This window comes from Marinobacter segnicrescens, from assembly GCF_900111555.1.
In the GTDB taxonomy this organism is placed as follows: domain Bacteria; phylum Pseudomonadota; class Gammaproteobacteria; order Pseudomonadales; family Oleiphilaceae; genus Marinobacter; species Marinobacter segnicrescens.
In genome coordinates, this window is record NZ_FOHZ01000001.1 from 217066 (window position 1) to 241925 (window position 24860).

Annotated in this window: 20 protein-coding genes and 1 tRNA gene; 5 read left to right on the plus strand and 16 right to left on the minus strand. The window is 59.3% G+C overall.

Going from position 1 to position 24860, the window contains the following annotated elements; genetic code table 11:
* The first annotated feature begins 111 nt into the window (after positions 1-111).
* On the plus strand, positions 112-1257 hold the full coding sequence (gene rimI / locus BM036_RS00985; protein ID WP_091848362.1) for a ribosomal protein S18-alanine N-acetyltransferase: 1146 nt from the start codon (positions 112-114) through the stop codon (positions 1255-1257).
* Here the strand turns inward: rimI and BM036_RS00990 are convergent.
* The 3 genes from BM036_RS00990 to uvrB form a co-directional block, all read right to left on the minus strand.
* Positions 1238-2305, minus strand: coding sequence for a peptidoglycan -binding protein (locus BM036_RS00990; protein WP_091848363.1), 1068 nt, complete (start codon positions 2303-2305; stop codon positions 1238-1240). The two genes, rimI and BM036_RS00990, sit on opposite strands and share 20 nt — an antisense overlap.
* 6 nt (positions 2306-2311) lie before the next feature.
* Positions 2312-3115, minus strand: coding sequence for a flagellar motor protein MotA (locus BM036_RS00995; protein WP_245742393.1), 804 nt, complete (start codon positions 3113-3115; stop codon positions 2312-2314).
* A gap of 119 nt (positions 3116-3234) precedes the next feature.
* On the minus strand, positions 3235-5265 hold the full coding sequence (gene uvrB / locus BM036_RS01000; protein WP_091848364.1) for an excinuclease ABC subunit UvrB: 2031 nt from the start codon (positions 5263-5265) through the stop codon (positions 3235-3237).
* A 143-nt stretch (positions 5266-5408) separates the two neighbouring features.
* On the opposite strand from uvrB, the gene BM036_RS01005 reads away from it, so the two are divergent.
* Positions 5409-6593 carry a pyridoxal phosphate-dependent aminotransferase gene (locus BM036_RS01005; RefSeq protein ID WP_091848365.1) on the plus strand — a complete coding sequence of 395 codons (1185 nt, stop codon included), beginning with the start codon at positions 5409-5411 and terminating at the stop codon, positions 6591-6593.
* A gap of 123 nt (positions 6594-6716) precedes the next feature.
* Positions 6717-6792, plus strand: a tRNA-Asn gene (locus BM036_RS01010).
* A gap of 230 nt (positions 6793-7022) precedes the next feature.
* Here the strand turns inward: BM036_RS01010 and pyrF are convergent.
* The 12 genes from pyrF to purU form a co-directional block, all read right to left on the minus strand.
* Complete coding sequence (gene pyrF / locus BM036_RS01015) at positions 7023-7727, minus strand: orotidine-5'-phosphate decarboxylase (RefSeq protein WP_091848366.1); 705 nt, start codon at positions 7725-7727, stop codon at positions 7023-7025.
* A 79-nt stretch (positions 7728-7806) separates the two neighbouring features.
* Entirely contained in the window at positions 7807-8976 is a 1170-nt protein-coding gene (gene lapB, locus BM036_RS01020; RefSeq protein ID WP_091848367.1) for a lipopolysaccharide assembly protein LapB, read from the minus strand.
* Positions 8977-9279 carry a LapA family protein gene (locus tag BM036_RS01025; RefSeq protein ID WP_091848368.1) on the minus strand — a complete coding sequence of 101 codons (303 nt, stop codon included), beginning with the start codon at positions 9277-9279 and terminating at the stop codon, positions 8977-8979.
* Positions 9280-9379: 100 nt separating this feature from the next.
* Complete coding sequence (locus BM036_RS01030) at positions 9380-9676, minus strand: integration host factor subunit beta (RefSeq protein WP_091848369.1); 297 nt, start codon at positions 9674-9676, stop codon at positions 9380-9382.
* A gap of 259 nt (positions 9677-9935) precedes the next feature.
* On the minus strand, positions 9936-11627 hold the full coding sequence (rpsA, locus tag BM036_RS01035; RefSeq protein ID WP_091848370.1) for a 30S ribosomal protein S1: 1692 nt from the start codon (positions 11625-11627) through the stop codon (positions 9936-9938).
* 173 nt (positions 11628-11800) lie between these two features.
* Positions 11801-12490 (minus strand): (d)CMP kinase, encoded by a 690-nt coding sequence (gene cmk, locus BM036_RS01040; RefSeq protein WP_091848371.1) that lies wholly within the window; start codon positions 12488-12490, stop codon positions 11801-11803.
* Positions 12490-14739: a bifunctional prephenate dehydrogenase/3-phosphoshikimate 1-carboxyvinyltransferase gene (locus tag BM036_RS01045; protein ID WP_245742394.1), complete on the minus strand. Its 2250-nt coding sequence runs from the start codon at positions 14737-14739 to the stop codon at positions 12490-12492. Before BM036_RS01045 ends, cmk begins: the two co-directional genes overlap by 1 nt.
* A complete protein-coding gene (gene hisC, locus BM036_RS01050; RefSeq protein ID WP_091848372.1) occupies positions 14729-15850 on the minus strand; it encodes a histidinol-phosphate transaminase in 1122 nt (373 codons plus the stop codon). Before hisC ends, BM036_RS01045 begins: the two co-directional genes overlap by 11 nt.
* A 56-nt stretch (positions 15851-15906) precedes the next feature.
* Positions 15907-17004, minus strand: coding sequence for a prephenate dehydratase (pheA, locus tag BM036_RS01055; protein WP_091848373.1), 1098 nt, complete (start codon positions 17002-17004; stop codon positions 15907-15909).
* Positions 17005-17006: 2 nt separating this feature from the next.
* Positions 17007-18089, minus strand: a complete 1083-nt coding sequence (gene serC, locus BM036_RS01060; RefSeq protein ID WP_091848374.1) for a 3-phosphoserine/phosphohydroxythreonine transaminase — start codon at positions 18087-18089, stop codon at positions 17007-17009.
* Positions 18082-20700, minus strand: a complete 2619-nt coding sequence (gene gyrA / locus BM036_RS01065; protein ID WP_091848375.1) for a DNA gyrase subunit A — start codon at positions 20698-20700, stop codon at positions 18082-18084. Before gyrA ends, serC begins: the two co-directional genes overlap by 8 nt.
* An 84-nt stretch (positions 20701-20784) precedes the next feature.
* Positions 20785-21639 (minus strand): formyltetrahydrofolate deformylase, encoded by an 855-nt coding sequence (gene purU, locus BM036_RS01070; protein WP_091848376.1) that lies wholly within the window; start codon positions 21637-21639, stop codon positions 20785-20787.
* Between the two features lie 160 nt (positions 21640-21799).
* On the opposite strand from purU, the gene ggt reads away from it, so the two are divergent.
* The gene (gene ggt / locus BM036_RS01075) at positions 21800-23524 is read left to right on the plus strand and encodes a gamma-glutamyltransferase (RefSeq protein ID WP_091848377.1); all 1725 of its coding nucleotides are present in this window, start codon (positions 21800-21802) and stop codon (positions 23522-23524) included.
* Here ggt and BM036_RS01080 read toward each other — a convergent pair.
* Positions 23521-23952 (minus strand): acyl-CoA thioesterase, encoded by a 432-nt coding sequence (locus tag BM036_RS01080; RefSeq protein ID WP_091848378.1) that lies wholly within the window; start codon positions 23950-23952, stop codon positions 23521-23523. The genes ggt and BM036_RS01080 overlap by 4 nt on opposite strands.
* 134 nt (positions 23953-24086) lie before the next feature.
* Here BM036_RS01080 and BM036_RS01085 point away from each other — a divergent pair, with 134 nt between their 5' ends.
* The gene (locus BM036_RS01085; RefSeq protein ID WP_143066551.1) at positions 24087-24833 is read left to right on the plus strand and encodes a substrate-binding periplasmic protein; all 747 of its coding nucleotides are present in this window, start codon (positions 24087-24089) and stop codon (positions 24831-24833) included.
* Positions 24834-24860 lie beyond the last annotated feature (27 nt).

The following is a 24860-nucleotide window of genomic DNA, read 5'->3' on the forward strand; positions in this document are numbered from 1 at the left end:
TTTCGGCAATCGTCACCGGATGCGTGCTTTTACGCATGACAGGGCGCTATCCGGTACGAGCCCTGTCACCCATAATAGCGGCGTTTCCACCCTCTGCTGGCGGCTGTCACTATGACCAGGACTACTTTCCGTAACGCCTCACTGGCCGATATCGATGCCCTCGTCGCGCTGGAGAACCGGTGTTTCCGGGACGATCGTATTTCCCGCCGCAGTTTCCGCCGCTTTATCGATATGCCCCGTGATCGCCTGGTCCTGGCGGAACAGGGAGGAGAGCTGGCCGGCTACAGCCTGGTATTGATGAAAGCCAACACCCGCCTGGCCAGGATCTATTCCATTGCGGTGGCCCCGGAACGACGCGGCGAAGGTCTGGGCGAAGCCCTGGTGCGGGAATCGGAGCGACAGGCTGCTGACGTCGGGCGTATTCTGATGCGCCTGGAAGTGCGCACCGATAACCATGGCGCGATCGCACTGTATGAGCGCCTGGGCTATCGTCAGTTCGGCACGCTGCGGGATTACTACGAGGATCACGGCGATGCGCTGCGGTTTGAGAGACGAATCCTGTTCTATGAGCCGTCTGCAGAATTCCCGGAGGTACCCTACTACCCCCAGACCACGGACTTTACCTGTGGCCCCGCATCACTGTTGATGGCGATGGCGGCGGTAGCCCATGACCAATCCCTGACTACCCTGGAAGAGCTTCGCATCTGGCGGGAGGCCACTACCATCTTCATGCTCGCCGGGCACGGCGGTTGTGGCCCCCACGGCCTGGCCCTGGCCGCCTGGAATCGCGGTTACAACGCCACGGCATGGATCAGCCAGGAAGGCCCCCTGTTCCGGGAAACGGTGCGCAATGATGACAAGAAACGGGTTCTGGAGCTGGTCCATGAGGGTTTCCTGCACGACATCGGTCAGACCGGTATCGAGCTGCACCACGACCCCCTGACCCTTGAAGAAATCGAACGGGCCCTGCGAGAAGGCCAGGTACCGGTGATACTGATCAGCACCTGGCAACTGAACCGCAGCCGGGTGCCCCACTGGGTAACCGTCTGCGCCGTCGACGAGCAGTTCGTCTATCTCCATGACCCGGAAGTGGACGTCGAGGAAGGCGAAACCATCGCTGACAACCAGTATCTGCCTGTTGACCGCCGGATCTTCGACCGCATGTCCCGGTACGGGCGTAACCAGCCCCTGCAAGCGGCAGTCATCGTCGGCCCCAAACGCACCGGCGATGCCCGCATCAGCGGGACGTCAGCTTGATCTCGATGCGCCGGTTCTGGCGGAGAGCCTCTTCGGTACGGCCTTCCGCCACCGGGAAGAATTCACCGAAACCAGCGGCGGCCATGCGACCCTCCGGCACGCCCTTGTCCGCCAGGTAGCGCACAACCGCCACCGCCCTGGCCGTGGACAGCTCCCAGTTGGAGGGGAACTCTGCGGTATTGATGGGAATCCGGTCGGTATGGCCATCAATTCGAAGAATCCAGTCGATATCGTCTGGTATGCGCCCAGCCACGTCGAGCAGCACGTTTGCCAGCTTGTCCAGCTCAGCCCGGCCGGATGGCCCCAGGTCTGCCGAACCGGAGCCAAACAGCAGCTCCGAGGGCAACAGGAAGCGGTCACCCACCACCCGGATGTTCTCATTATCCTGCAGGATTTCCCGCAGGCGCCCGAAGAATTCAGACTGGTAACGCTGCAACTGGTTGACCCGCTCCGCCAGCAGGGTATTCAGCCGCTGGCTGACTTCCTGCAATTCCGCCTCTTTCTCAGCCGTCTCAACCTCCTGCATCTCCAGTGCAGTGGCGATCTGCTGTAACTGGGCCTGTAGTTGGCCAATACGGTTGGACAGCTGCTGCAACATGGCCCGCTGGGTGGCCGAAAGCAGCTCCTTCTCGTCCAGCTGTTTACGGGCCCGGGCCACTGAATCCTCCAGCTCTGCGATCTGCATGGACTGGGCCTCGATATCATTGAGCCGCCCCAGCGACTCGTCCCGGGCCTCTTCCAGCTCCACTTCCAGTTCATCATTCAGGGCCAGTGACGCCCCGAGCTGGTCCTGGACCCGCTGCATCTCCCGCTCAAGTGCCTCGGTTCGGCCCTGTTCCAGGCCCAGTAACGCAGAAATTTCCTGCAAGCGGCTGTTGAGGCGGGCCAACTCCGTGTCCCGGTCAGACAGGGTCTGGGAGAGGTAAAGCTGGCTGACCACATACACCAGCAACATGAAGATAACCAGCATCAGCAGGGACGAGAGGGCGTCAACAAAGCCCGGCCAGATATTGACCGCACTGCGGTTGCGGCGTCGATAGCCGATCATGGGCGCTTACTCCCGGTCCGCCAACTGGTCTCTGAGCCGCTGGTTTTCGACGGCCAGTCGCTCCAGGTCATCAGACGCCCGGGCCGGCTGGGCCTCCATGCTGTCGACACCACCCACCAGGTCGGTCACCCCGGTAAGCCACTCTTCCAGGTTGTCGTAAAACCGGTTCTGGGCATGCCCGGCCTGGATATCAAGGAACCCCAGGATGAGGGAGCCTCCAAGACCCAGCAGCGAGGAACTGAACGCGGTCCCCATGCCTTTGAGTGGCTCCTGCAAACCACCCTGGAGGTTTGCAAACACGGCACCAAAATCGCCCTGATCCATATTGAGGTCGCCAATCACCGCTCCAACCGCGTTAATCGTGCCAAGCAGGCCCCAGAAGGTACCAAGCAGGCCGAGAAAGACCAACAGGCTGATGAAATACCGGGTAATTTCCCGCTGCTCGTCCATCCGGCTGTGGATGCCATCGAGCACCGTCCGCAGGGACAGGGTGGACAAGCGGAACTGGTCGCGCTTGGTGTCTTCTCCCAACTGCCGGGCCAGTGGCTTCAGCAAGCGAGGCTCCTGGAGCACGGAGAGCCCGGAATGCCCGGTCCGAAACTGGGCTACCCAGCGCAGCTCGGGGAACAACACGAGCACCTGGCGATAAGTGAGCACAATACCGACAAGGAGAACGAGGAGGATCAGCAGGTTGAATACCCAGTTCGCCATGAAGGCTGTCTGCAGCGGCCGGTAGATTGCCGCGCATACTGCCACCACAATGGCCAGGAAAAGGGACATCCAGAAAAGCGTGTGCTTCAGGTTACTCATGCAGGAATACCGCGTGAAAGGTGGATGAGCCGGGTGCGCGACTGCGCATGCTTCCTAAGACTGGCAAGCCGCCCCCGGGAATGCAAGGCCTATAACGGCCATCCGGCGCGACGTCAATCTCAACCCAGACGAACGGCCGCCTCCTTCAGCTCCGAGATCTCGTCACGGATACGCGCCGCAGTCTCGAAGTCCAGGTCTGAAGCCGCCTTGTACATGTCGTCCTCCAGCCGGGTAATCTCCCTGAGCAGCTCCTCCGGTGATTTGCCCTTGGCCTTCACCTGGTATTTCTCGGCCTCCTCGGCGGCCTTCTGACCCGGCCGTTCGGCCCTGCGGCGACCACGTCCACCGCCTCCGGCGGCGCCTTCCATGATATCGGCGATCTTCTTGTTGAGGCCCTGCGGGGTAATACCGTGCTCCTCGTTAAACGCCGCCTGCTTCGCCCGGCGACGCTCGGTTTCGTCGATAGCCTTCTGCATGGACCCGGTGATCACATCACCATAGAGAATGGCCTTGCCATGAACGTTCCGTGCCGCCCGGCCGATGGTCTGGATCAGCGACCGCTCCGACCGCAGGAAGCCCTCCTTGTCGGCATCCAGGATAGTGACCAGGGAAACCTCTGGCATATCCAGCCCTTCCCGCAACAGGTTGATACCCACCAGCACATCAAACTCACCCCGTCTCAGGTCACGGATGATCTCCACGCGCTCTACCGTGTCGATATCCGAGTGCAGGTAACGTACCCGCACGTCATGCTCCATCAGGAAGTCAGTGAGATCTTCCGCCATGCGCTTGGTCAGGGTGGTAACCAGCACCCGTTCGTTAACGGCTACCCGTTCGCGGATCTCCCCGAGCAGGTCGTCCACCTGGGTGGAGGCAGGGCGTACCTCGATCTCGGGGTCCAGCAGACCGGTGGGGCGTACCACCTGCTCCACCACCTGTCCGGCATGTTCTTCCTCGTACTTGGCCGGGGTGGCCGACACGAATATCATCTGGGGCGCAATCCGCTCCCACTCGTCGAATCGCATGGGCCGGTTATCCAGCGCCGACGGCAGGCGGAAACCATATTCAACCAGGGTTTCCTTGCGGGAGCGGTCACCCTTGTACATCGCACCAATCTGGGGAATGGTCACGTGGGACTCGTCCACCACCAAGAGGGCATTGGGCGGAATGTAGTCGAATAATGTGGGCGGCGCTTCTCCGGGATTGCGGCCGGAGAGATAGCGACTGTAGTTCTCGATGCCGTTGCAATAACCCAGCTCCAGCATCATTTCGATATCGTAGCGGGTGCGCTCCTCCAGCCGCTGGGCTTCCACCAGGCGATTGTTGTCCCGGAACTGTTTAAGCCGTTCATCCAGCTCTACCTTGATCTGCTCGATAGCACCCAACACCGTTTCCCTGGGGGTGACATAGTGTGTCTTGGGGTAAATGGTTACCCTCGGCACACGCCTTAACACTTCCCCCGTCAGCGGGTCGAAGTAGCTGAGGTTGTCCACCTCGTCGTCGAACAGCTCGATGCGGATGGCCTCTTTCTCGGATTCGGCCGGAAATACATCGATGACATCACCGCGCACGCGGTAGTTGGCCCGGTGGAATTCCACATCATTGCGGGTGTACTGCAACTCTGCCAGTCGCCGAAGGATGGTGCGCTGGTCAACCTGGTCGCCCCGGTCCAGGTGCAACATCATCTTCAGGTACGACTGGGGGTCACCCAGGCCGTAGATGGAGGATACCGTCGCAACGATAATCGCATCTTCCCGCTCCAGCAGAGCCTTGGTTGCAGAGAGGCGCATCTGCTCAATGTGCTCGTTCACCGATGCATCCTTCTCGATAAACGTGTCGGAGGACGGGACATAGGCCTCAGGCTGGTAGTAGTCGTAGTAGGACACGAAGTACTCAACCGCATTGTCCGGAAAAAATTCCCGGAACTCCCCATACAATTGCGCCGCCAGGGTCTTGTTGTGCGCCATGACAATAGTTGGCCGCTGCACCCGCTCGATGACGTTGGCGATGGTGAAGGTCTTCCCCGAACCGGTCACCCCCAGCAGCGTCTGGTGGGCCAGCCCCGACTCGATGCCATCCACCAGGCCCTCGATGGCCTTCGGCTGGTCACCGGCCGGCTTGTAGGGAGAATCCACTCTGAACCTGGACACTGATTTACCTCCACCCTTGCGGGAAACTTATCGTTGCGAATCTCTCATGGTAACATCCACGGGTTAAACAGCCCGTGTTGACGGCTCTGTGCCGCCACATGGCCGCTGCAGCCCTCTCAGACGCATCTTTAAGGAGCGCAAGTTTGGACCTTCAACTTTCCACCCGTGTACAGGCCATCAAGCCATCCCCCACCCTCGCTGTCACCAATAAGGCAGCGGAACTCAAGGCCGCAGGCCAGGACATCATCGGCCTGGGTGCCGGGGAACCGGATTTCGATACCCCTGACCACATCAAGGAAGCGGCCATCGAGGCCATCCGTAACGGTCAGACCAAATACACTGCAGTGGATGGTACTCCCGCGCTGAAGAAAGCGATCATCGCCAAGTTCAAGCGGGACAACGGTCTGGACTACGAGCCGAACCAGGTACTGGTATCCAGTGGTGGCAAGCAGAGCTTTTTCAACCTGGCACTTGCCACACTGAACCCCGGCGACGAAGCCATTATCCCTGCCCCCTACTGGGTTTCCTACCCGGACATGGTGCTGGTGGCGGAAGGCAAGCCGGTCATTATTGAAACCAGCGCTGACACCCGGTTCAAGATCACCCCGGAGCAGCTCGAAAACGCCATTACCGACCGCACCCGTCTGTTCGTTATCAACAGTCCCTCCAACCCCAGCGGTATGGCGTACTCCATGGAAGAGCTGCAGGCCATTGGTGAGGTGCTGAAGAAGCACCCGAACATCATGGTCGCCACCGATGACATGTACGAGCCGATCCTGTGGACCGGGAAGCCTTTCTGCAACATCCTTAACGCCACACCGGAGCTGTACGACCGCACCTTCGTACTCAACGGGGTGTCCAAGGCTTACTCCATGACCGGCTGGCGGATCGGCTACGCCGCAGGGCCTGCCAAGGTTATCGGCGCCATGAAGAAAATCCAGTCCCAGAGCACCTCCAACCCGGCGTCCATCTCTCAGGCTGCGGCCCAGGCAGCACTGGATGGCGACCAGGCCTGTGTCGGCGAAATGGTGAAAGCTTTCCGGGAACGTCATGATTACCTGGTAAAGGCCCTGAACGAGCTGCCAGGCGTCGAGTGCCTGGAGGGTGACGGCACCTTCTACGTGTTCCCGAGCTTCCAGGGCGCTATCGAGAAAACCCCGAACGTTTCCGACGATGTGGAAATGGCGGAGGTTCTGCTCAAGGGCGCCGGCGTGGCACTGGTTCCAGGCTCGGCATTCGGTTGCCCGGGCCATATGCGGCTGAGCTTCGCCACCAGTATGGATGTTCTGAAGGAGGCGGTTACCCGCCTGAAGAAGGCGCTATCATAAGCGTTGACGATTGGCTTTCGGTGCCCGCATGGGGAATCTTCAGCGGGCACCAAAAAGTCTTTTGAAAGGGTTGACGAGGGGGTACCGGCTCTTTAATATACGCGCCTCGTCGACATCGACTGTTCCCCGATAGCTCAGTTGGTAGAGCAACGGACTGTTAATCCGTTTGTCCCTGGTTCGAGCCCAGGTCGGGGAGCCACTAATTCCGGAAAGCCGCCTCTGTTTTGCAGACGCGGCTTTTTTCGTTCTCAGATCTCCTGGAATCTGACTTTGATGATGGGCCTGGCAGCCTTCAGGTTTGGTGCCGGGAGCGGCAGGCCGATAACGTTTTTCGGGAGACGCCCCGCAAGTACGTCCCACGGAAAAGGGTATCGACCTGAGCCCTCCGGCACGGCTTATCAGGCTACACGGCCAGTCACAGAAGCCAGATCAAGAAATCTCAGCGACAATGGCCCGCAGGGAAGCCAGAGGATCAGCAGCCTGAGTAATCGGCCGCCCAACCACAAGGTAATCGCTACCGGCCGCAATGGCCGCAGAAGGCGTCATAACCCGCTGCTGATCACCCCGCTCAGCGGAAGCCGGCCGGATACCCGGCGTTACCAGTCTGAATTCCGCGCCCTGATCACGCTTGAGCGCGGTCGCCTCCTGGGCCGAGCACACCACCCCATCGAGACCACAGTTGCGAGTCAGCGTCGCCAGGCGATTCACCTGGTCCGCCGGTGAGTCGGTAATGCCGATACCGGCAAGATCCTCAGCACCCATACTCGTCAGTACCGTCACCGCGATCAACAAAGGCCGATCCGCCCCAAAAGATTCCAGTCGCTCCCGGCAGGCAACCATCATCTTTTCACCCCCGGAGGCATGCACGTTGACCATCCACACACCCAACTCCGCGGCAGCGGCTACCGCCGCCGACGTCGTGTTCGGAATATCGTGGAATTTCAGATCCAGAAACACATCGAAACCACGATCCTGGAGTTTTCGAACCAGCTCCGGACCAGAGCGAGTAAACAGCTCCTTGCCGACTTTCAGGCGGCACAGGGTGGGATCAAGGGTATCTACCAGGGCGAGGGCCGGGGCCTCGGAGGGAAAATCAAGGGCAACGATGATGCGTGGGCCGAGTGAATCCTGCATGGGGAGAGACTCCTGTGTCCGAACGGGGGAATCCGGCTTTGCCGGAGGCGATCGGGCGGGGATTATGGCAGAAAACGCCCTACTCTGCCTCTACACCCTGAATCGGACGCACGGTTTCCCACTCCTTGCAGCTGGGGCACAGCCAATGCAGCTGTTGACCGGAGAACCCACAGCTGACACAACGATATACCGGACGGTTGGTGAGAATGAGCTGACCGATCCGACTGACCAGGCGGCCCTCACCGGTAGCGAGCCCCCGTTCATAGCCCGACAGCTCTACCAGCCTTAAAAGCCCCCCGACGCTGGGACGGGTTTCCAGTTCGTTACGCAGCAGCTCAATGGCGGCCTGGCGCCCGGACACGTGCTCCACCGCCTCTGCCAGGGCGAGCAGGAGGCTGGTTCCGGGATGCTGCTCATAGAGCTTGCGAAGTTTTTTCGCATTGCGTCCGACATCACCATGGGAGCGCTCCAGCTTCATGAAACGATCCACGGCCTCGGGTCCAAACTCGGGATTCTGGTCGAACACTTTCAGGCACTGATTAGCCGCCTCCCGGTAGTTCCCCTGACGGGCCTGCAGGGTAGACAGAATAAAGCTGGCGCGGACACAGTTAGCATCGATGGAAAGCGCCTCCCTGACCAGTTTCTGGGTACCCCAACGGTCATCCCGATGCAGGCAGTCGTCTGCAAGCTCACAGGTGATATACGCCAGTTGCCGTGCCAGTTGAGGATCAAGGCGACTCTTCATCAGGGTGCGGGCAACCTGGGCGGCCTTGCCCCACTCCTTTTCCTGCTGGTACAGCTCGATAAGCTCGGCTGCGGCCCGCTCACCATAACCCCGATCATCCATTAACTGGTGAAAGAGCGCCTCGGCACGATCAAGGAGGCCTGCGGCCAGGTAGTCCCGGGCCAGCTCGAAGGTAACCTGGGGCGAGAAATGCCCGGGCAATTCCGGGCGAGCAAGGAGGTTCTGATGAATCAGGATGGCGCGGTCGGTTTCACCCTTGTTGCGAAAATGCGCACCGATGGAGAGGTGCAGGCCAACCGTCTCCCTGTTGACCGCGAGTGACTGAACAAAGTTTTCGACAGCCTGGTCAGAATAATTGGTAAACAGGAACTGGAGCCGTTCGCGGACCGAAGACTCATCGGATATGTCCCTGACCGAACTGCGCTCAGCCCGGAAATAGCGCCCCACAAACCAGCCAGCGGCAACCGCAGCTGTCAGCAGCAGCCACTGAAAAAGCATATCCATCTAGATAGCCCGGTCTTCAGGGGTTTTATTCTGCTCCAGGGCTTTTTCAGCCTTATCGAGGCGCTTGCGCAGCTGACGGCGAGAGACGGATACACGAACCGTCGCCATCAGCGTAAGTATAACTCCCAGCAGAATGCCAAAGACGAAGCCCAGGATCAGCCAGACTGCGACCCCGCGAGGCTGGGTCTCAAAAAACAGGAAATTGAGCGATACCGCCATCTGGTTGTTCATGGAAAACACCAGCACCAGAATAGCTACCAGTATGACCACCAGAAGGATGATGATCTTCTGAAACCCTGCCATAGCACCCCTGCTCCAGGAATAGGGAATTGACTTGCCAATGACGCTCATTGTAACCCGCAGCGGAGTCCGGGCTTTCTGAGCAGAATCAATCCGGAAGCGCTCAGTAGCCCTTCTTCATGCTGTCATTGACCTGCTCACGCAATTCCTTGCCCGGTTTGAAATGTGGCACATACTTGGCCGGCAGTTGCACCGCCTCCCCAGTCTTCGGATTTCGTCCGGTACGCGCTGCACGATAATGGAGAGAAAAACTGCCAAACCCTCGGATCTCGATCCGCTGGCCGTCCGCAAGGGACTGCGACATGTGTTCGATAATGGTTTTAACCGCCAGTTCCACGTCTTTCACAGACAGCTGAGTCTGTTTCGAAGCAATCAGTTCGACCAGTTCAGACTTTGTCATGAGGCCCATCCCTTTTCGTTTTTATTACCAAGCCCTGGCCATCGTTGTGCACGTTGCCAACGCGGGACTGCGAAGCAGACTGCACAGACGCCGGGATTCGGCTACTCAACTCCCCGTCCGCGCCGGTCCTTCAGATTCCAGCTAACCCGAGCGGCGGCTGATCCAGACAACGAGGACACTGCTAGTTTAGCCAAAACTGAAAAAAAGACAAAAAAAACGGGCTCTTAGAGCCCGTTTTTTTGCCTTCAAGAGGAATGAATCACTCTTTGTTGGCGTTCTGCTGCTGCATCTGCTCCTTGATGAGATCACCAATGGTGGTCGCACCAGAAGATTCAGCGGCCTTGCTGCGTACGCTTTCCAGCGCCTGCTTGTCGTCTTCAACGTCCTTGGACTTGACAGACAGGTTGATTACGCGGTTCTTGCGATCGATGCTGATGATCTTGGCCTCGACTTCTTCGCCTTCCTTCAGCGCGTTACGGGCGTCTTCCACCTTGTCACGGCTGATTTCAGAAGCTTTCAGTACCGCTTCAACCTCGTCGTTCAGGGCGATAGTGGCTGCCTTGGCGTCAACGGCGGACACAGTACCCTTGACGATGGAGCCCTTGTCGTTCAGCTGAACAAACTCGGCGAACGGATCGCTTTCCAGCTGCTTGATACCCAGGGAGATACGCTCACGCTCGGGATCAACAGACAGGATAACGGTTTCAACTTCGTCACCCTTCTTGTACTCACGGACGGCTTCTTCGCCTGTCTCGTTCCAGCTGATGTCAGACAGGTGCACCAGGCCGTCAATGCCGCCGTCCAGACCGATAAAGATACCGAAATCGGTGATGGACTTGATCTTGCCGGAAACCTTGTCGCCCTTGTTGTAGTTCGCAGAGAACTCTTCCCAGGGGTTGGGTACGCACTGCTTGATGCCCAGGGAGATACGACGACGCTCTTCGTCAATATCCAGGATCATGACGCCAACTTCGTCACCTACCTGGACCACCTTGGACGGGTGGATGTTCTTGTTGGTCCAGTCCATTTCAGATACGTGAACCAGACCTTCAACACCTTCTTCCAGCTCAGCAAAGCAACCATAGTCAGTCAGGTTGGTTACGCGGGCGGTAACCTTGCTGCCTTCCGGATAGCGACCCTTGATGTCCACCCAGGGATCTTCGCCCAGCTGCTTCAGACCCAGGGATACGCGGTTACGCTCACGGTCAAACTTCAGGACCTTGACGGTGATCTCGTCACCCACGTTGACGATTTCACTCGGGTGCTTGATGCGCTTCCAGGCCATGTCAGTGATGTGCAGCAGGCCGTCAACGCCACCCAGGTCAACGAACGCACCGTAGTCGGTCAGGTTCTTGACGATACCCTGCAGGGTCATGCCCTCGGTCAGGGTTTCCAGCAGCGCTTCACGCTCGGCACTGTTCTCGGCTTCCAGAACGGCGCGGCGGGAAACCACCACGTTGTTACGCTTCTGGTCCAGCTTGATAACCTTGAATTCCAGTTCCTTGTTCTCCAGGTGCGCGGTGTCGCGAACCGGACGAACGTCTACCAGGGAGCCTGGCAGGAAGGCACGGATGCCAGCCAGGTCGACGGTGAAACCACCCTTGACCTTGCCATTAATCATGCCCTTGACAACCTCTTCCGCCTCGAAGGACTTCTCCAGTACCTTCCAGGCTTCGGCACGCTTGGCCTTTTCGCGGGACAGACGGGTTTCACCGAAACCGTCTTCAACCGCGTCGAGAGCTACATCGACAACGTCGCCGACAGCAATTTCCAACTCGCCTTTTTCATTCAGGAACTGGGAGGCGGGGATAACGCCCTCGGACTTCAGTCCGGCGTTAACGGTGACCCAGTCGTTGTCGATATCCACCACGGTTCCCTGGACGATGGAACCCGGTTGCATGTCAATTTCTTTCAGGCTTTCTTCGAAAAGATCAGCAAAGCTCTCGCTCATTATGTGTCCTATGTGTTCAACGCAAGTTTCATCCGTGCGGCCAGCAGCACGGTCTATTAGTAGTAATCCGATTATGGCAAGGGGCTGGCTTTCGCGCCATTGCCGGATCCTTCAACCACCATTTCCGCCGCAGAACTGCTCAAAAATACAGCAGAAATAGCAAAAAGGTGCAGTCAGGCCTGGCCCACAAGAGCCATAACCTTCGATAGCACCTCCTCTATACTTAAACCCGTAGAATCAATGACTTGCGCATCATCTGCAGGTTTAAGCGGGGCCGCCGAACGATTCATATCACGGTCGTCGCGGGCCCGGATCTCGTCTAAAAGATTCTGAATATTAACATCCATACCCGCTTCCTTCAACTGAAGGTAGCGTCGCCGAGCCCTTTCCTCGGCGCTGGCGGTAAGGAAGACCTTGACCGGCGCATCGGGAAAAACCACCGTGCCCATGTCGCGGCCATCCGCCACCAGGCCAGGCGCCTGGCGGAAATCCCGCTGGCGCTGCAGTAACGCATCCCGCACCGCCTGGATCACCGCCACCCGGGAGGCACCGTCCCCGGTTTCCTCGGTACGGATTTCACGGGTGACATCATCGCCATGCAGGAACACCCGCACCGGCTCGCCCTCGGGTGTCGGCTGGAAGGAAACATCAAGGCCGGCCGCCACGCCCACCAGCCCGGCCTCATCTGCCAGGTCCACGCCTTGCCGACGGGCTGCAAGGGCGGTCAGCCGATAAAGTGCACCGCTATCGAGAAGGTGCCAGCCGAGCCGGCGTGCCAGCATCTGTGTCACCGTTCCCTTGCCGGAACCGCCTGGCCCGTCGACGGTAACCACGGGCACCGAGTTATCCGCCACCCCCTGCATCACTCACCCTCCTCGGACTGAATCCGGATACCCGTACAGGTTGCCAGCTCGACGAAGCCCGGGAACGAGGTCGCCACGTTGGCACAGTCGTTGACTACGATTTCGCCGGTGGCACACAGGGACGCCACGGCAAAAGACATGGCAATCCGGTGATCACCATGACTGTCTACCTCTCCCCCGGCAATGGCCTGGCCACCGTCAATGATGATGCCATCAGGCGTTACCGTGGTTTCCACCCCAACGGCCCTGAGACCGTCTGCCATCACCTGGATACGGTCGCTTTCCTTGACTCGCAGCTCTTCCGCACCGCGCAGAACCGTGCGCCCTTCGGCACAGGCGGCAGCAATGAACAGGACCGGGAACTCATCGATCGCCAGCGGGACCTGCTCCTCCGGTATATCAATGCCGCTCAGCTGTGCACTGCGTACCCGAAGATCAGCAACGGGCTCACCACCGATCTCTCTTTCGTTGGACACTTCGATATCCGCGCCCATCATCTTCAGGATATTGATGACCCCGGTTCGCGTGGGGTTCATGCCCACATGGCGCAGGGTCAGGTCGGAGCCTTCTGCGATGCTGGCGGCCACCAGGAAGAACGCTGCTGACGAGATGTCTGCAGGCACATCAATATGGCCAGCCGTCAACTTGCCGCCGCCGATGACACTGGCGGTAGCGGCATCACGGTGTACGTGGTAGCCAAAACCTTCCAGCATCCGCTCGGTATGGTCACGGGTCGGGGCGGGCTCATGCACCGACGTCATACCTTCTGCATACAGGCCAGCCAGCAGCAGACAGGATTTGACCTGGGCACTGGCTACCGGCATGTCATAGTGGATACCGGATAGCTTACGTCCGCCACGGATCTTCAGGGGCGGCCTGCCGCCTTCAGCGGTATCGATGACTGCACCCATGGCCCTCAGGGGGTCTGCCACCCGATTCATGGGGCGGCGGGACAGGCTGTCGTCACCTGTCAGCTCGGAATCGAAGGGCTGTGCTGCGAGCAGACCGGAGAACAAGCGCATGGCGGTGCCGGAGTTGCCCAGGTAAAGCGGGCCACGGGGTGCCTGCAGGCCGCCCATACCGACCCCGTGAATGCGAACATGGCCGTCATCCGGGCCTTCGATGGTAACGCCCATGTCCCGGAAGGCCTGCAGGGTGGCCAGGCTGTCTTCCCCCTCCAGGAACCCATCAACCTCAGTCACCCCTTCAGCGAGCGCGCCGAGCATAATCGACCGATGGGAGATGGATTTGTCGCCGGGTACCCGGATATCGCCATTAATACTGCCACCCGGCTGCAGCCGGAACCTCACGGGTTTCTGACTCATGTCTGTCACGTACGCCTGTCCTGATAGCATTTTGGAAAAATGATTGCGTGCCGCCCTGGCACGTGTAAATACCCGCAGTAACGCGGCGCCATCCTGTGCTTCGATGGCCTGTCGCAAACCGGCCAGGTCCTCGGTGAAATGGTCAATCACCCGCAGTACCGCTTCCCGGTTTGACAGGAAGATGTCATGCCACATGACCGGGTCACTGGCGGCTATCCGGGTAAAATCCCGGAACCCCCCCGCCGCATAGCGGAAGATCTCCATATTCTGATCTTCGCCGGCCAGGGTATCTACCAGCGAGAACGCAATCAGGTGGGGAAGGTGGCTGGTGGCGGCGAGTACTTCGTCATGTCGGTTAACCTCCATGGTCAGCACGGTAGCGCCGCAGGCAGTCCAGAGCCTGGCCAGTTGCTCCAGTGCTGCCTCGTCAACGTTATCCGGAGGCGTAAGGATCACCTTGTGATCTTCAAACAGGTCTCCGCGGGCCGCCCTCACCCCACTTTTTTCCGAGCCGGCGATAGGGTGGCCGGGAATGACCCTAGGACCCAAATCGCCGAAAACCTCCTGCACCGCCTTGACGAAACTACCCTTGGTACTGCCCACGTCGGTCAGAATGGCGGTCGGTGCCAGGTGAGGCTGAAGGGCCTGAAGCACAGCTACCGTAGCCCTTACCGGTACCGCAATCACGACCAGGTCAGCGCCGGCCACGATTTCGCTTACGGTGCCGTATCCATCGATGACACCGAGCTCCACGCCCAGGGCCAGCTCTTCATCGCTGCGATCTGCCGCCAGGACTTCCCCGACCAGGCCGGAACGCTTCGCAGCCAGGGCCAGGGATCCACCGATCAGCCCCAACCCGATGACCGCGACCCGCCTGAACAGAGGTTTGCGAGCTGATGGCTGCGCCTGCAGGTCAGGCTTCACGGCGTTCCAGTACCCGCTTCAGGGCCTCAAGGAATCGCTCATTCTCTTCCGCCAGCCCCACGGAAACCCTCAGATGGCGAGGCATACCATAACCGGCAACGGGTCGGACTATCACTCCCTGTTCCAGCAGCCCCTGGAATATTTCCTGGGCGTTGGTACCCACATCCACCGCCACGAAGTTACCTGCCGAGGGTATCCACTCCAGGCCCAGATCGGCAAAACCGGCAGTCAGTTGTTCAAGCCCTTTACGATTGACCTCCCTCGACCGCTCCAGGTATTCCAGGTCACCCAGCACCGCAGTGGCCGCTGCCTGGGCAACGGTATCCACATTGAACGGCTGGCGGACGCGGTTAAGGATATCGGCAATGGAGGGGGATGAAACTGCATAGCCTACCCGCAAAGCCGCCAGCCCCCAGGCCTTTGAGAAGGTTCGTGTAACCACCAGGTTCGGATAGTCGCGCAGCAGGCTGATTCCGTCTACGTCATCGTCGGTACCCGCGAGGTACTCGCAATAGGCTTCATCCAACACCACCAGCACCCGCTCAGGCACCCGGTCCAGGAAAGCCCGGATGGCGGTTTCACCCTCCACAGTACCGGTAGGATTATTGGGGTTCGCAATAAAGACAAGCCGGGTTCGATCGGAGATGGCATCCGCCATGGCAGGCAAGTCATGGCCCCAGTCCTTTGCTGACACTTCAACGCCCTTCGCGCCGATGGCAAGGGTTACCAGGGGATAGACCGCAAAGGCATGCTGGGCATAGACAACCTCATCACCCGGACCGGCAAAACAGCGGGCAATGACTTCCAGCACATCGTTTGAACCATTACCCAGGGTGAGCTGGCTGGGCACCACCTGGAGATAGCGGGCCAGCGCCTGCTTCAGGGTAAAGGCATTGCCGTCCGGGTAACGGCACATTTCTTCAAGGGCCTCACGGGCAGCCTCCATAGCCACCGGGCTGGGCCCCAGGGGATTCTCGTTGCTGGCCAGCTTTACGATTTCATCCGGCTCCAGGCCATACTCCCGGGCCAGCTCCTCGATGGGCTTGCCGGGCTGGTAAGGCGTCAGACTACGAACACCCTCAACCGCCAGTGACTGATAGTCGATAGACATAAACCAAAAACCTCCTGGTTGATCGCCGGGACAGACAACCGCTGCACTCCTGACCGTCAGAGCACGCCGGCCGGATAGGACCCCAGGCGCTTGAGTTCAACGGCGTCTTCTTCCAGGTCTTCCAGCAATTTACTGATATTGGTGTCGTCCATGTGGCCCTCGAAATCAATATAGAAGACATAGGCCCAGGTGCCGCTGGGAGAAGGACGGGTTTCAATACGGGTCAGGCTGATGCCGGAACGATGAAACGGCTCCAGCAATTGATACAGCGCCCCTGGCCGGTTACGCATGGATACCAGGATGGATGTCTTGTCCTGACCACTGGGGCCGACAGATTCACGCCCCACAATGAGGAACCGGGTGGTGTTATCCGGCCGGTCCTCGATCTTGCCTGCCATGATCTCCAGACCGTAAAGTTCCGCTGCCATATCACCGGCGATGGCCGCCGTGCCCGGCTCACTGGCTGCCCGGCGGGCGGCTTCCGCGTTACTGCTGACGGTAACCCGTTCGACGCCATATTGATGGGCATCCAGCCATTGCCGGCACTGGGCAAAGGACTGCTGGTGGGAATAGATGCGGCTCAGGGGCTGGTCGCCGCTTTGGGGGGAGCGCATCAGGTGATGGTGAATGCGCAGCTGTACCTCTCCGCAGATCTTCAGCGGCGAGGAGATAAACATGTCGAGGGTGTGATTGATCATACCCTCGGTGGAATTTTCCACCGGCACCACGCCATACTGTGCGGCGCCGGACTCCACTTCCCGGAACACCGCATCAATTGCGGGCATGGGAACAGAAATCACCGAGTGCCCGAAGTGCTTAAGCGCTGCGGCCTGGGTAAAGGTTCCGGCCGGTCCAAGGAAGGCGATGCGCATGGGCTGTTCGAGCGCCAGGCAGGCCGACATGATCTCCCGGAACAGCCGGGCCATTTCCTCATCTGCCAGCGGTCCCGGGTTGGCCTCCTTGATTCTGCGCAGTACCTGGGCTTCCCGCTCCGGACGATAGAAAAACACATCTTCCCCCGGGTTGGCGGCCATCTTCACGTGGGCCACTTCCTGGGCACAACGGGCACGGGCGCTGATCAGGTCCATGATCTGCTGATCCAGGCTGTCGATCTGGTCCCGCAGTTCCCCCAGACGGATCTGCTCGTCACTCATGGTCAGCCATGCTCCTTCGCAAATCCGGCCATATAGTCGATCAGGGCATCGACGCCGGCCTCGGGCATGGCATTGTAGATACTGGCGCGCATGCCACCCACACTACGGTGCCCTTTCAGGTTCAGCAGTCCACGCTCGTCTGCCCCCTTCAGGAAGGTGCCGTTCAGGGCGTCATCTGCCAGCGTAAACGGCACGTTCATCCAGGAACGGAAGCGGGGATCAATGGGATTGGCATAGAAGTCATTGCCATCAATAAACTCATAGAGCTTGGTGGCCTTGCGACGATTCACCGCCGCCATGGCATCGACACCACCCTGCTCTTTCAGCCACTTGAAAACCAGGCCCGCCAGGTACCAGGAATAGGTTGCCGGCGTGTTGTACATGGAACCGTTCTCGGCGATGACCTGGTAGTTCATCATGGTCGGGGTTTCCGACCGCGCCTTACCCAGCAGATCCTTGCGAATGATGACCACGACCAGCCCGGAAGGGCCGATATTCTTCTGGGCACCAGCGTAGATCAGGCCAAACCTGGACACATCCAGCGGACGGGACAGCATGGTGGAGGACATGTCGGCCACCAGCGGAACATTCCCGCTCTCGGGAATAAAGTCGTACTCCAGGCCACCAATGGTTTCGTTCGGTGTGTAATGAAGGTAGGCCGCATCCGGGCGGGTATTCCAGGTTTCCTGCAGGGGAACCGTGGTAAAGCCACTGGCCTCGCTTGAGGCAGCCACTTGAATGTCGCCGTACCGGCTCGCCTCGGCAATGGCTTTCTCTGACCAGATACCAGTGTTTACATAGTCAGCCCGACCATTTTCCCCCAACAGGTTCAAGGGTATGGTCGCAAACTGACTGGAAGCTCCACCCTGCATGAAGAGTACCGTGTAATCATCTGAAATACCGGCAAGTTCCCTCAGGTCTTGTTCGGCGGTTTCAGCGATCTCCACGAACTCGTCACTGCGATGGCTCATCTCCATCACCGACATGCCGGTACCCCGCCAGTCCAGCATTTCGTCCCTGGCCTGCCGGAGCACTGGCTCCGGCAGTGTGGCCGGGCCGGCGCAGAAATTGTACGCCCTACTCATCGGCTGACTCCCCGCTGTTATCGTCGCTACCGTTTTCCATCACGGAATCCTCGCCAGCTTCCGCCTGTTCGTCCTCATCGTCACTCTCTGCGATCCGCTCCACACCCACCAGGCGCTCATCTTCCTGGCTGAGACGGATCAACCGCACACCCTGGGTGTTACGGCTGAGAATCGAGACCTCATCGGTCCGGGTACGCACCAGGGTGCCCTTGTCAGAGATGAGCATCATTTCGTCACCGTCAAACAGCTGCAACGCAGTAACCAGGTTGCCATTACGCTCTGAACACTGCATGGCGATCACGCCCTGGCTGCCACGGCTGTATGTGGGGAACTCCTCAATGGCGGTGCGCTTGCCATAGCCGTGCTCACTGGCGGTCAGGATAACGCCGCCTTCCTGGGGAATGATCAGTGAGACCACATGGTGGCCTTCCGGCATACGGATACCACGAACCCCACGGGCAGTGCGGCTCATGGGACGCACTGCCTCCTCGTTGAAGCGAACAGCCTTGCCAGCGGTGGAGAACAGCATCACTTCCGCATCACCCTGGGTAATGGCGGCACCAATGAGGGTGTCACCTTCATCCAGGTTCAGGGCAATCAGTCCGTTGGACCGGGGCCGGGAGAAATTCGGCAACGGGGTTTTCTTGACCACACCGTTGGAGGTGGCCATCAATACATAGTGATCTTCCGGGTAATCCCGTACCGGCAGGAAGGTGGTGATCCGCTCACCCTCGTCCAGCGGCAGGATATTGACCATGGGCCGGCCACGGGAGCCACGACTGCCCCGGGGAATCTCGAAGACCCGCAGCCAGTAGACTTTGCCGTGGTTCGAGAAGCACAGAATGGTGTCGTGGGAGTTGGCCACCAGTAGTTTCTCGATAAAGTCTTCATCCTTCATCGAGGTAGCGGCCTTGCCCCGACCACCACGGCGCTGGGCCTGGTAATCTTCCACGGCCTGGGTCTTGGCGTAACCGCTGTGGGAGATGGTCACCACAAGGTCTTCTTCGTCGATCAGGTCCGCCACGGTCAGGTCACGGCGAGAGCTGACAATCTCGGTACGGCGCTCATCGCCATATTCGTCGACGATGGCGGCCAGCTCGTCACGGATAACCTGCAACAGGCGCTCCGGGTTACCCAGGATATCCAGCAGATCAGCGATCTTCTCGATAATCTCCTTGTACTCGTTCTGGAGCTTTTCAGTTTCCAGGCCGGTCAGGCGATGCAAGCGCAGGTCCAGGATGGCCTGGGCCTGCTCCGGTGACAGGTGATAGAGCCCGTCACGCAAGCCGTAGATTTCCGGCAGGTCGTCCGGACGACAGGCATCTTCACCGGCGCGTTCCAGCATGGCGAGCACGTCACCTGGCGCCCAGCCCTTGTCGATAAGCTTTTCCTTCGCTTCCGCCGCAGAGGGGGACGCCTTGATCAGCTCGATAATTTCATCAATGTTGGCCAGGGCAACCGTCAGGCCTTCGAGGATATGGCCCCGCTCCCGTGCCTTGCGCAATTCGTAGATAGTACGACGAGTCACCACTTCCCGGCGGTGGCGCACGAAGGCATCCAGCATTTCCTTCAGGTTCAGTGTCTTGGGTTCGCCGTTGAGCAACGCCACCATGTTGATACCGAAGACGGTTTCCAGCTGGGTCTGGGCAAACAGGTTATTGACGATGACGTCCGGGTTCTCGCCCCGGCGCAGCTCGATGACCACCCGGATGCCTTCCTTGTTGGACTCGTCCCGCAGCTCGGTAATGCCTTCCAGGCGCTTCTCCTTCACCAGCTCGGCGATCTTCTCGATCAGGCGGGCCTTGTTCAGCTGGTAAGGCAGCTCAGTGATGATGACGGCATCACGGCCGGTCTTGTTGTCATGTTCGATCTCGTGACGGGCGCGGACGTAGATACGCCCGCGCCCGGTCCGGTAGGCCTCAACGATGCCGGCCCGGCCGTTGATGATACCCTGGGTGGGAAAGTCCGGCCCGGGGATGATATCCATCAGCTCATCAATGGTGGTATCGGGGTTGTCGATCAGGGCAAGGCACCCATTGACCACTTCCGTCAGGTTATGGGGCGGGATATTGGTCGCCATACCTACCGCAATACCGGAGGAACCATTCACCAGCAGATTGGGTACGCGGGTAGGCAGTACTTCCGGAATCCGTTCGGTACCGTCGTAGTTATCGACGTAGTCCACCGTTTCCTTGTCGAGGTCCGCCAGCAGGGAATGGGCAATCTTTTCCATGCGGATTTCGGTGTAACGCATGGCCGCCGCATTGTCACCGTCAATGGAACCGAAGTTGCCCTGCCCATCCACCAGCGGGTATCGCAGGGAGAACGGCTGGGCCATCCGAACGATGGTGTCGTAGACCGCAGAGTCGCCATGGGGGTGGTACTTACCGATAACATCACCCACCACACGGGCGGATTTCTTGTACGACTTGTTCCAGTCGTTGCCCAATTCGGACATGGCGAAGAGAACACGTCTGTGTACCGGCTTGAGGCCATCGCGGACATCGGGAAGCGCCCGGCCGATGATGACACTCATGGCATAGTCCAGGTAGGACTGCTTGAGCTCGTCTTCGATATTGACCGGCAGGATCTCTTTGGCTAACTCACCCATCGAGAATGGTTCCTTTGAATTTGCTGGAAGTCGTTTTGGTGGTTATAAACAAGCTATCGATGTTACCACATTCGGGTAACCGGCTCAGTCAAAAACCACCGTCTTGTTTTCATAGGTGATGACCCGGTCTTCCACATGGGCACGCAGTCCCCGGGCCAGCACATTCTTCTCCACATCCTTGCCGAGCCGGACCATATCCTCGATGGTGTCGCTGTGACTGATGCGGATCACGTCCTGCTCGATGATGGGCCCTTCGTCCAGGTCCTGGGTCACATAGTGGCAGGTGGCACCGATCAGCTTGACGCCACGACTGTAGGCCTGGTGGTAGGGACGAGCACCGGCGAAGGACGGCAGGAACGAGTGGTGGATATTGATCACCTTGCCGGCATACTTTTCGCACAGCTCCGCTGGCAGGATTTGCATGTACCGGGCCAGTACAATCACGTCAGCCTCATAGGTGTGGAATAACCCCTCAATCTCGGCGAACGCCTCGGCCTTGTTTTCCTTGCTGACCGGAATGCAGTGATAGGGAATCTCGTGCCACTCCACCATGCGGCGCAGGTCTTCATGGTTGGAGATAACCGCCGCAATATCCACGTTCAGCTCGCCACTGTGCCAGCGGTGCAGCAAGTCCGCGACGCAGTGGGACTCCTTGCTGCACATGAGCACCACCTTCTTGGGCCGGGCGGAATCGGCCACATGCCAGCTCATGTCGAATTCCCGGGCAATGGGCTCGAACGCGGTGCGGAACTGGTCCAGGCCGAACGGAATGGAGCTGGCCTTGATCTCGTGCCGCATGAAGAACCACCCGGCCTGGTTGTCCGAGTGGTGGCTGGCTTCGGTTATCCAGCCATTGTAGGTGGACAAGAAATTACTGACCTTTGCAACAATACCCACCCGGTCCGGGCAGGAAATCACCAGACGGTATGTGTGTTCCATGGACCTGTCCTGTAAAACGACTGGGAGATGCGCGACCGATGATTTACCGTTACCGGCCCCGCAACTGAAAATGACCGGCTATCATAGCTTAAACCGTTTCCGGAACGAAGGTGATGAACCCCGTTTCGCCATAAATCTCCCCGACACAGAAGGAGCACCCATGCCCGCCCTGCCCTGGTATCTGCGAATTTTCTGGTTGGCCCTGTTCAGCCTGTTAGCAGGCCTGGCCAATGCCCAGGCAATCCTTGAGGGAGAACGCCACCACCCCGTACCCGGAAACCATGGCATGGTGGCAACCAGCCACCCCCATGCTACCGCCGTAGCCCTGGAGGTGCTTCGCAACGGCGGCAATGCGGTGGACGCGGCGGTGACGGCGGGTTTCGCCCTGGCGGTCACCCAGCCCCGCTCAGGCAATATCGGGGGCGGCGGCTTCATGCTCTACGCACCCGGGAATGGCGGCGCGGTAAAGGCGATTGATTACCGTGAGACGGCCCCCGCATCCGCTACCGAAACCATGTACCAGAACGAGGATGGTGAGGTGGTGCCGGAGCGCAGTCGCTTTACCCACCTTGCCTCCGGTGTACCGGGTACCGTTGCCGGGTTTGCCCTCGCCCTGGAGGAATACGGGACCATCACCCTGGCAGAGGCGCTGGCTCCTGCCATTGCCCTGGCGCGGGACGGGTTCGAGGTTCCTCACCGATTCACTGAAGGCCTTGAGCAGGCACGGGAGCGCCTTACCCGCTGGCCGGCCACCCGGGCTACCTTCTATAACCAGGATGGCGCCCCGCCCCGACCCGGCGACCGCTTTCGCCAGCCGGAACTGGCAGCCACCCTGCAGCGCATCGCCGATCATGGTATTGCGGACTTCTATGAAGGAGAGACCGCCCATCTGATCGTCGCGGAAATGGAGCGTGGCGGGGGCCTGATTACACTGGACGACCTGGCCGGCTACCAGCCGGTCATGCGCGAGCCGGTCCGGGGCACCTATCGGGGACACGAGATCTTTTCCATGTCTCCCCCCAGCTCCGGGGGGGCGCATATCGTTCAGATCCTCAATATCCTTGAGGACTATCCCATTGGCGATTATGGCCACAACTCCGCCCAAACAATCCACCTGATGGCTGAGGCCATGAAGCGGGCCTATGCCGATCGCTCCGAGTACCTGGGGGATACGGACTATGTTGAGGTGCCGCTGGACGGCATCACCAGCAAGGACTACGCCGATGCACTGCGACAGGAAATCGACCCGGACAAGGCTACCCCCTCGAACAATATCGGGCCCGGCAACCCCACACCCTATGAAAGCAATGAAACCACCCACTTCTCCATTGTGGACCGCTGGGGTAACGCTGTTTCAAACACTTACACCATAAACTTCAGTTACGGCTCAGGTATTACCGTGGAAGGTGCCGGTTTTTTGCTGAATAACGAGATGGATGATTTCAGTGCCAAGCCCGGCGTAACCAACGCCTACGGACTGATTGGGGGCGAAGCCAACAAAATCGAGTCGGGCAAGCGCATGCTCAGCTCCATGTCACCAACCATCGTCCGGCGGGATGGCCAGAACTACCTGGTCACCGGCAGCCCTGGCGGCTCGCGGATCATTACCACCACCCTGCAGGTTCTCATGAACGTGATTGACCACGGTATGAACATCCAGTCCGCCGTGGAGGCGCCCCGGATTCATCACCAGTGGCTGCCGGATGAGATTCGTATCGAACAGGGCATCAGCCCGGACACCATTGACCTGCTTGAATCCATGGGCCATACCGTAAAAACGCGATCCGCCATGGGGGCTATCCAGAGCGTACTGATCGACGCTGACGGGCGCCGCTGGGGGGCCGCCGACCCCCGCCGCAGCACCTCTACGGCCCAGGGTTACTAAACCAGCCGCTCCAGGGCCTCTCGCACACCGGCCGGGATAGGCACCGGCCGGTCGGTGTCCCGGTTGACAAAAACGTGTACGAAGCGCCCGACGGCACAGGCTTGTTCTTCACCCTCCCGGAAGATGCCGATATTGTAGGTAACCGAGCTGTTTCCTAGCTTCTCCACGCGAAGCCCGGCCTCGATCCTTTCCGGGTAGGCTACCGGACTGAAATAGTCACAGGACGAACTCACCACGTAGGCAATCTCCTGCCCCTGGTGAATATCCAGCCCGCCCTGTTCAATCAGGTAACGGTTCACGCTGGTATCAAACCAGGCGTAGTAGGTCACGTTATTGACATGGCCATAGAGGTCATTGTCCGCCCAGCGGGTCGTGATGGGGTCAAAGGCCGTAAAGCGGCCACGATGCCTGATATTGTCTGTGGTCATACCTGGTTTCCGGATGGTTTGCGGGCGCTGACGCAACCCCTTCACACCGTGTGTTGCTGGATGGAGGGGCGACTTTACAGTCAGCGGGATTCGCGCCATTCTAGCGATATAACAATTCCAATGAAAAACCCTCGGTGATGAAACGATTCCTGCAAACACTCAGCCTTGCAATCATGGCAGGCACCCTCGTGATGGCTGCAAGCGCCGCTGCAACGGACCGAAAAACCATTCGGGCTGCCTTTATCGAATTTCCTCCCCTGGCCTACAGCGGCGCTGACGGGCATCCAGAAGGCAGTTTCATTCATTTCACCGAGGAACTGGCCCGACGGGCCGGTTACGAAGTGGCGTGGCAGGGACTGCCGATTGAACGGGTATATCTCTATCTTGAAAGGGGTGATATTGACCTCTGGCCCGGCTCAGCGGGCGTTCCCGAACTCGCCGGATTCACACACGAAACCGACTTTCGTCCTGGCGAGATTCGACTCAACGCCTATCACCGGGGGGATACGCCGCCAGTAAAGAGCCTGGAAGACCTGCAGGGAAAACGGCTGATCCTGATTCGCGGCTACACTTATTTCCGGCTACTGGATGAGCTCAAGGTCGACCCAAACACCTATGTCACCCTCGCCCCGGACCATCAGTCGGCGATCCGCATGCTGGCATTCCGTCGCGGCGATTACCTGGTCAATTTCCAGGCTCCCATGGAAGTTACCATCGAACGGTCACCCTTGCCCGACCTGGCGCACACCAACCTGTTAAGCTGGCCACTGAGTTTTATTTTCTCAGCCTCGGCCCCGGGCACCCGATTAATGGCCCGCAGGTTCAACCAGGCGTGGCAGGAACTACAGGGTGACGACACGACCGCCCCTCCGGACAACTGAAGCCAGTCGTTCAATGTCCAGGTAATA

Excerpts from the sequence above, each read along its gene's own strand:
- rimI (WP_091848362.1), top strand. The coding sequence starts at position 112 with ATGACCAGGACTACTTTCCGTAACGCCTCACTGGCCGATATCGATGCC.
- BM036_RS00990 (WP_091848363.1), bottom strand. The coding sequence starts at position 2,305 with ATGATCGGCTATCGACGCCGCAACCGCAGTGCGGTCAATATCTGGCCG.
- BM036_RS00995 (WP_245742393.1), bottom strand. The coding sequence starts at position 3,115 with ATGAGTAACCTGAAGCACACGCTTTTCTGGATGTCCCTTTTCCTGGCC.
- pyrF (WP_091848366.1), bottom strand. The coding sequence starts at position 7,727 with ATGCAGGATTCACTCGGCCCACGCATCATCGTTGCCCTTGATTTTCCC.
- lapB (WP_091848367.1), bottom strand. The coding sequence starts at position 8,976 with ATGGATATGCTTTTTCAGTGGCTGCTGCTGACAGCTGCGGTTGCCGCT.
- BM036_RS01025 (WP_091848368.1), bottom strand. The coding sequence starts at position 9,279 with ATGGCAGGGTTTCAGAAGATCATCATCCTTCTGGTGGTCATACTGGTA.
- BM036_RS01030 (WP_091848369.1), bottom strand. The coding sequence starts at position 9,676 with ATGACAAAGTCTGAACTGGTCGAACTGATTGCTTCGAAACAGACTCAG.
- rpsA (WP_091848370.1), bottom strand. The coding sequence starts at position 11,627 with ATGAGCGAGAGCTTTGCTGATCTTTTCGAAGAAAGCCTGAAAGAAATT.
- cmk (WP_091848371.1), bottom strand. The coding sequence starts at position 12,490 with ATGCAGGGGGTGGCGGATAACTCGGTGCCCGTGGTTACCGTCGACGGG.
- hisC (WP_091848372.1), bottom strand. The coding sequence starts at position 15,850 with ATGTCTATCGACTATCAGTCACTGGCGGTTGAGGGTGTTCGTAGTCTG.
- pheA (WP_091848373.1), bottom strand. The coding sequence starts at position 17,004 with ATGAGTGACGAGCAGATCCGTCTGGGGGAACTGCGGGACCAGATCGAC.
- serC (WP_091848374.1), bottom strand. The coding sequence starts at position 18,089 with ATGAGTAGGGCGTACAATTTCTGCGCCGGCCCGGCCACACTGCCGGAG.
- gyrA (WP_091848375.1), bottom strand. The coding sequence starts at position 20,700 with ATGGGTGAGTTAGCCAAAGAGATCCTGCCGGTCAATATCGAAGACGAG.
- purU (WP_091848376.1), bottom strand. The coding sequence starts at position 21,639 with ATGGAACACACATACCGTCTGGTGATTTCCTGCCCGGACCGGGTGGGT.
- ggt (WP_091848377.1), top strand. The coding sequence starts at position 21,800 with ATGCCCGCCCTGCCCTGGTATCTGCGAATTTTCTGGTTGGCCCTGTTC.
- BM036_RS01080 (WP_091848378.1), bottom strand. The coding sequence starts at position 23,952 with ATGACCACAGACAATATCAGGCATCGTGGCCGCTTTACGGCCTTTGAC.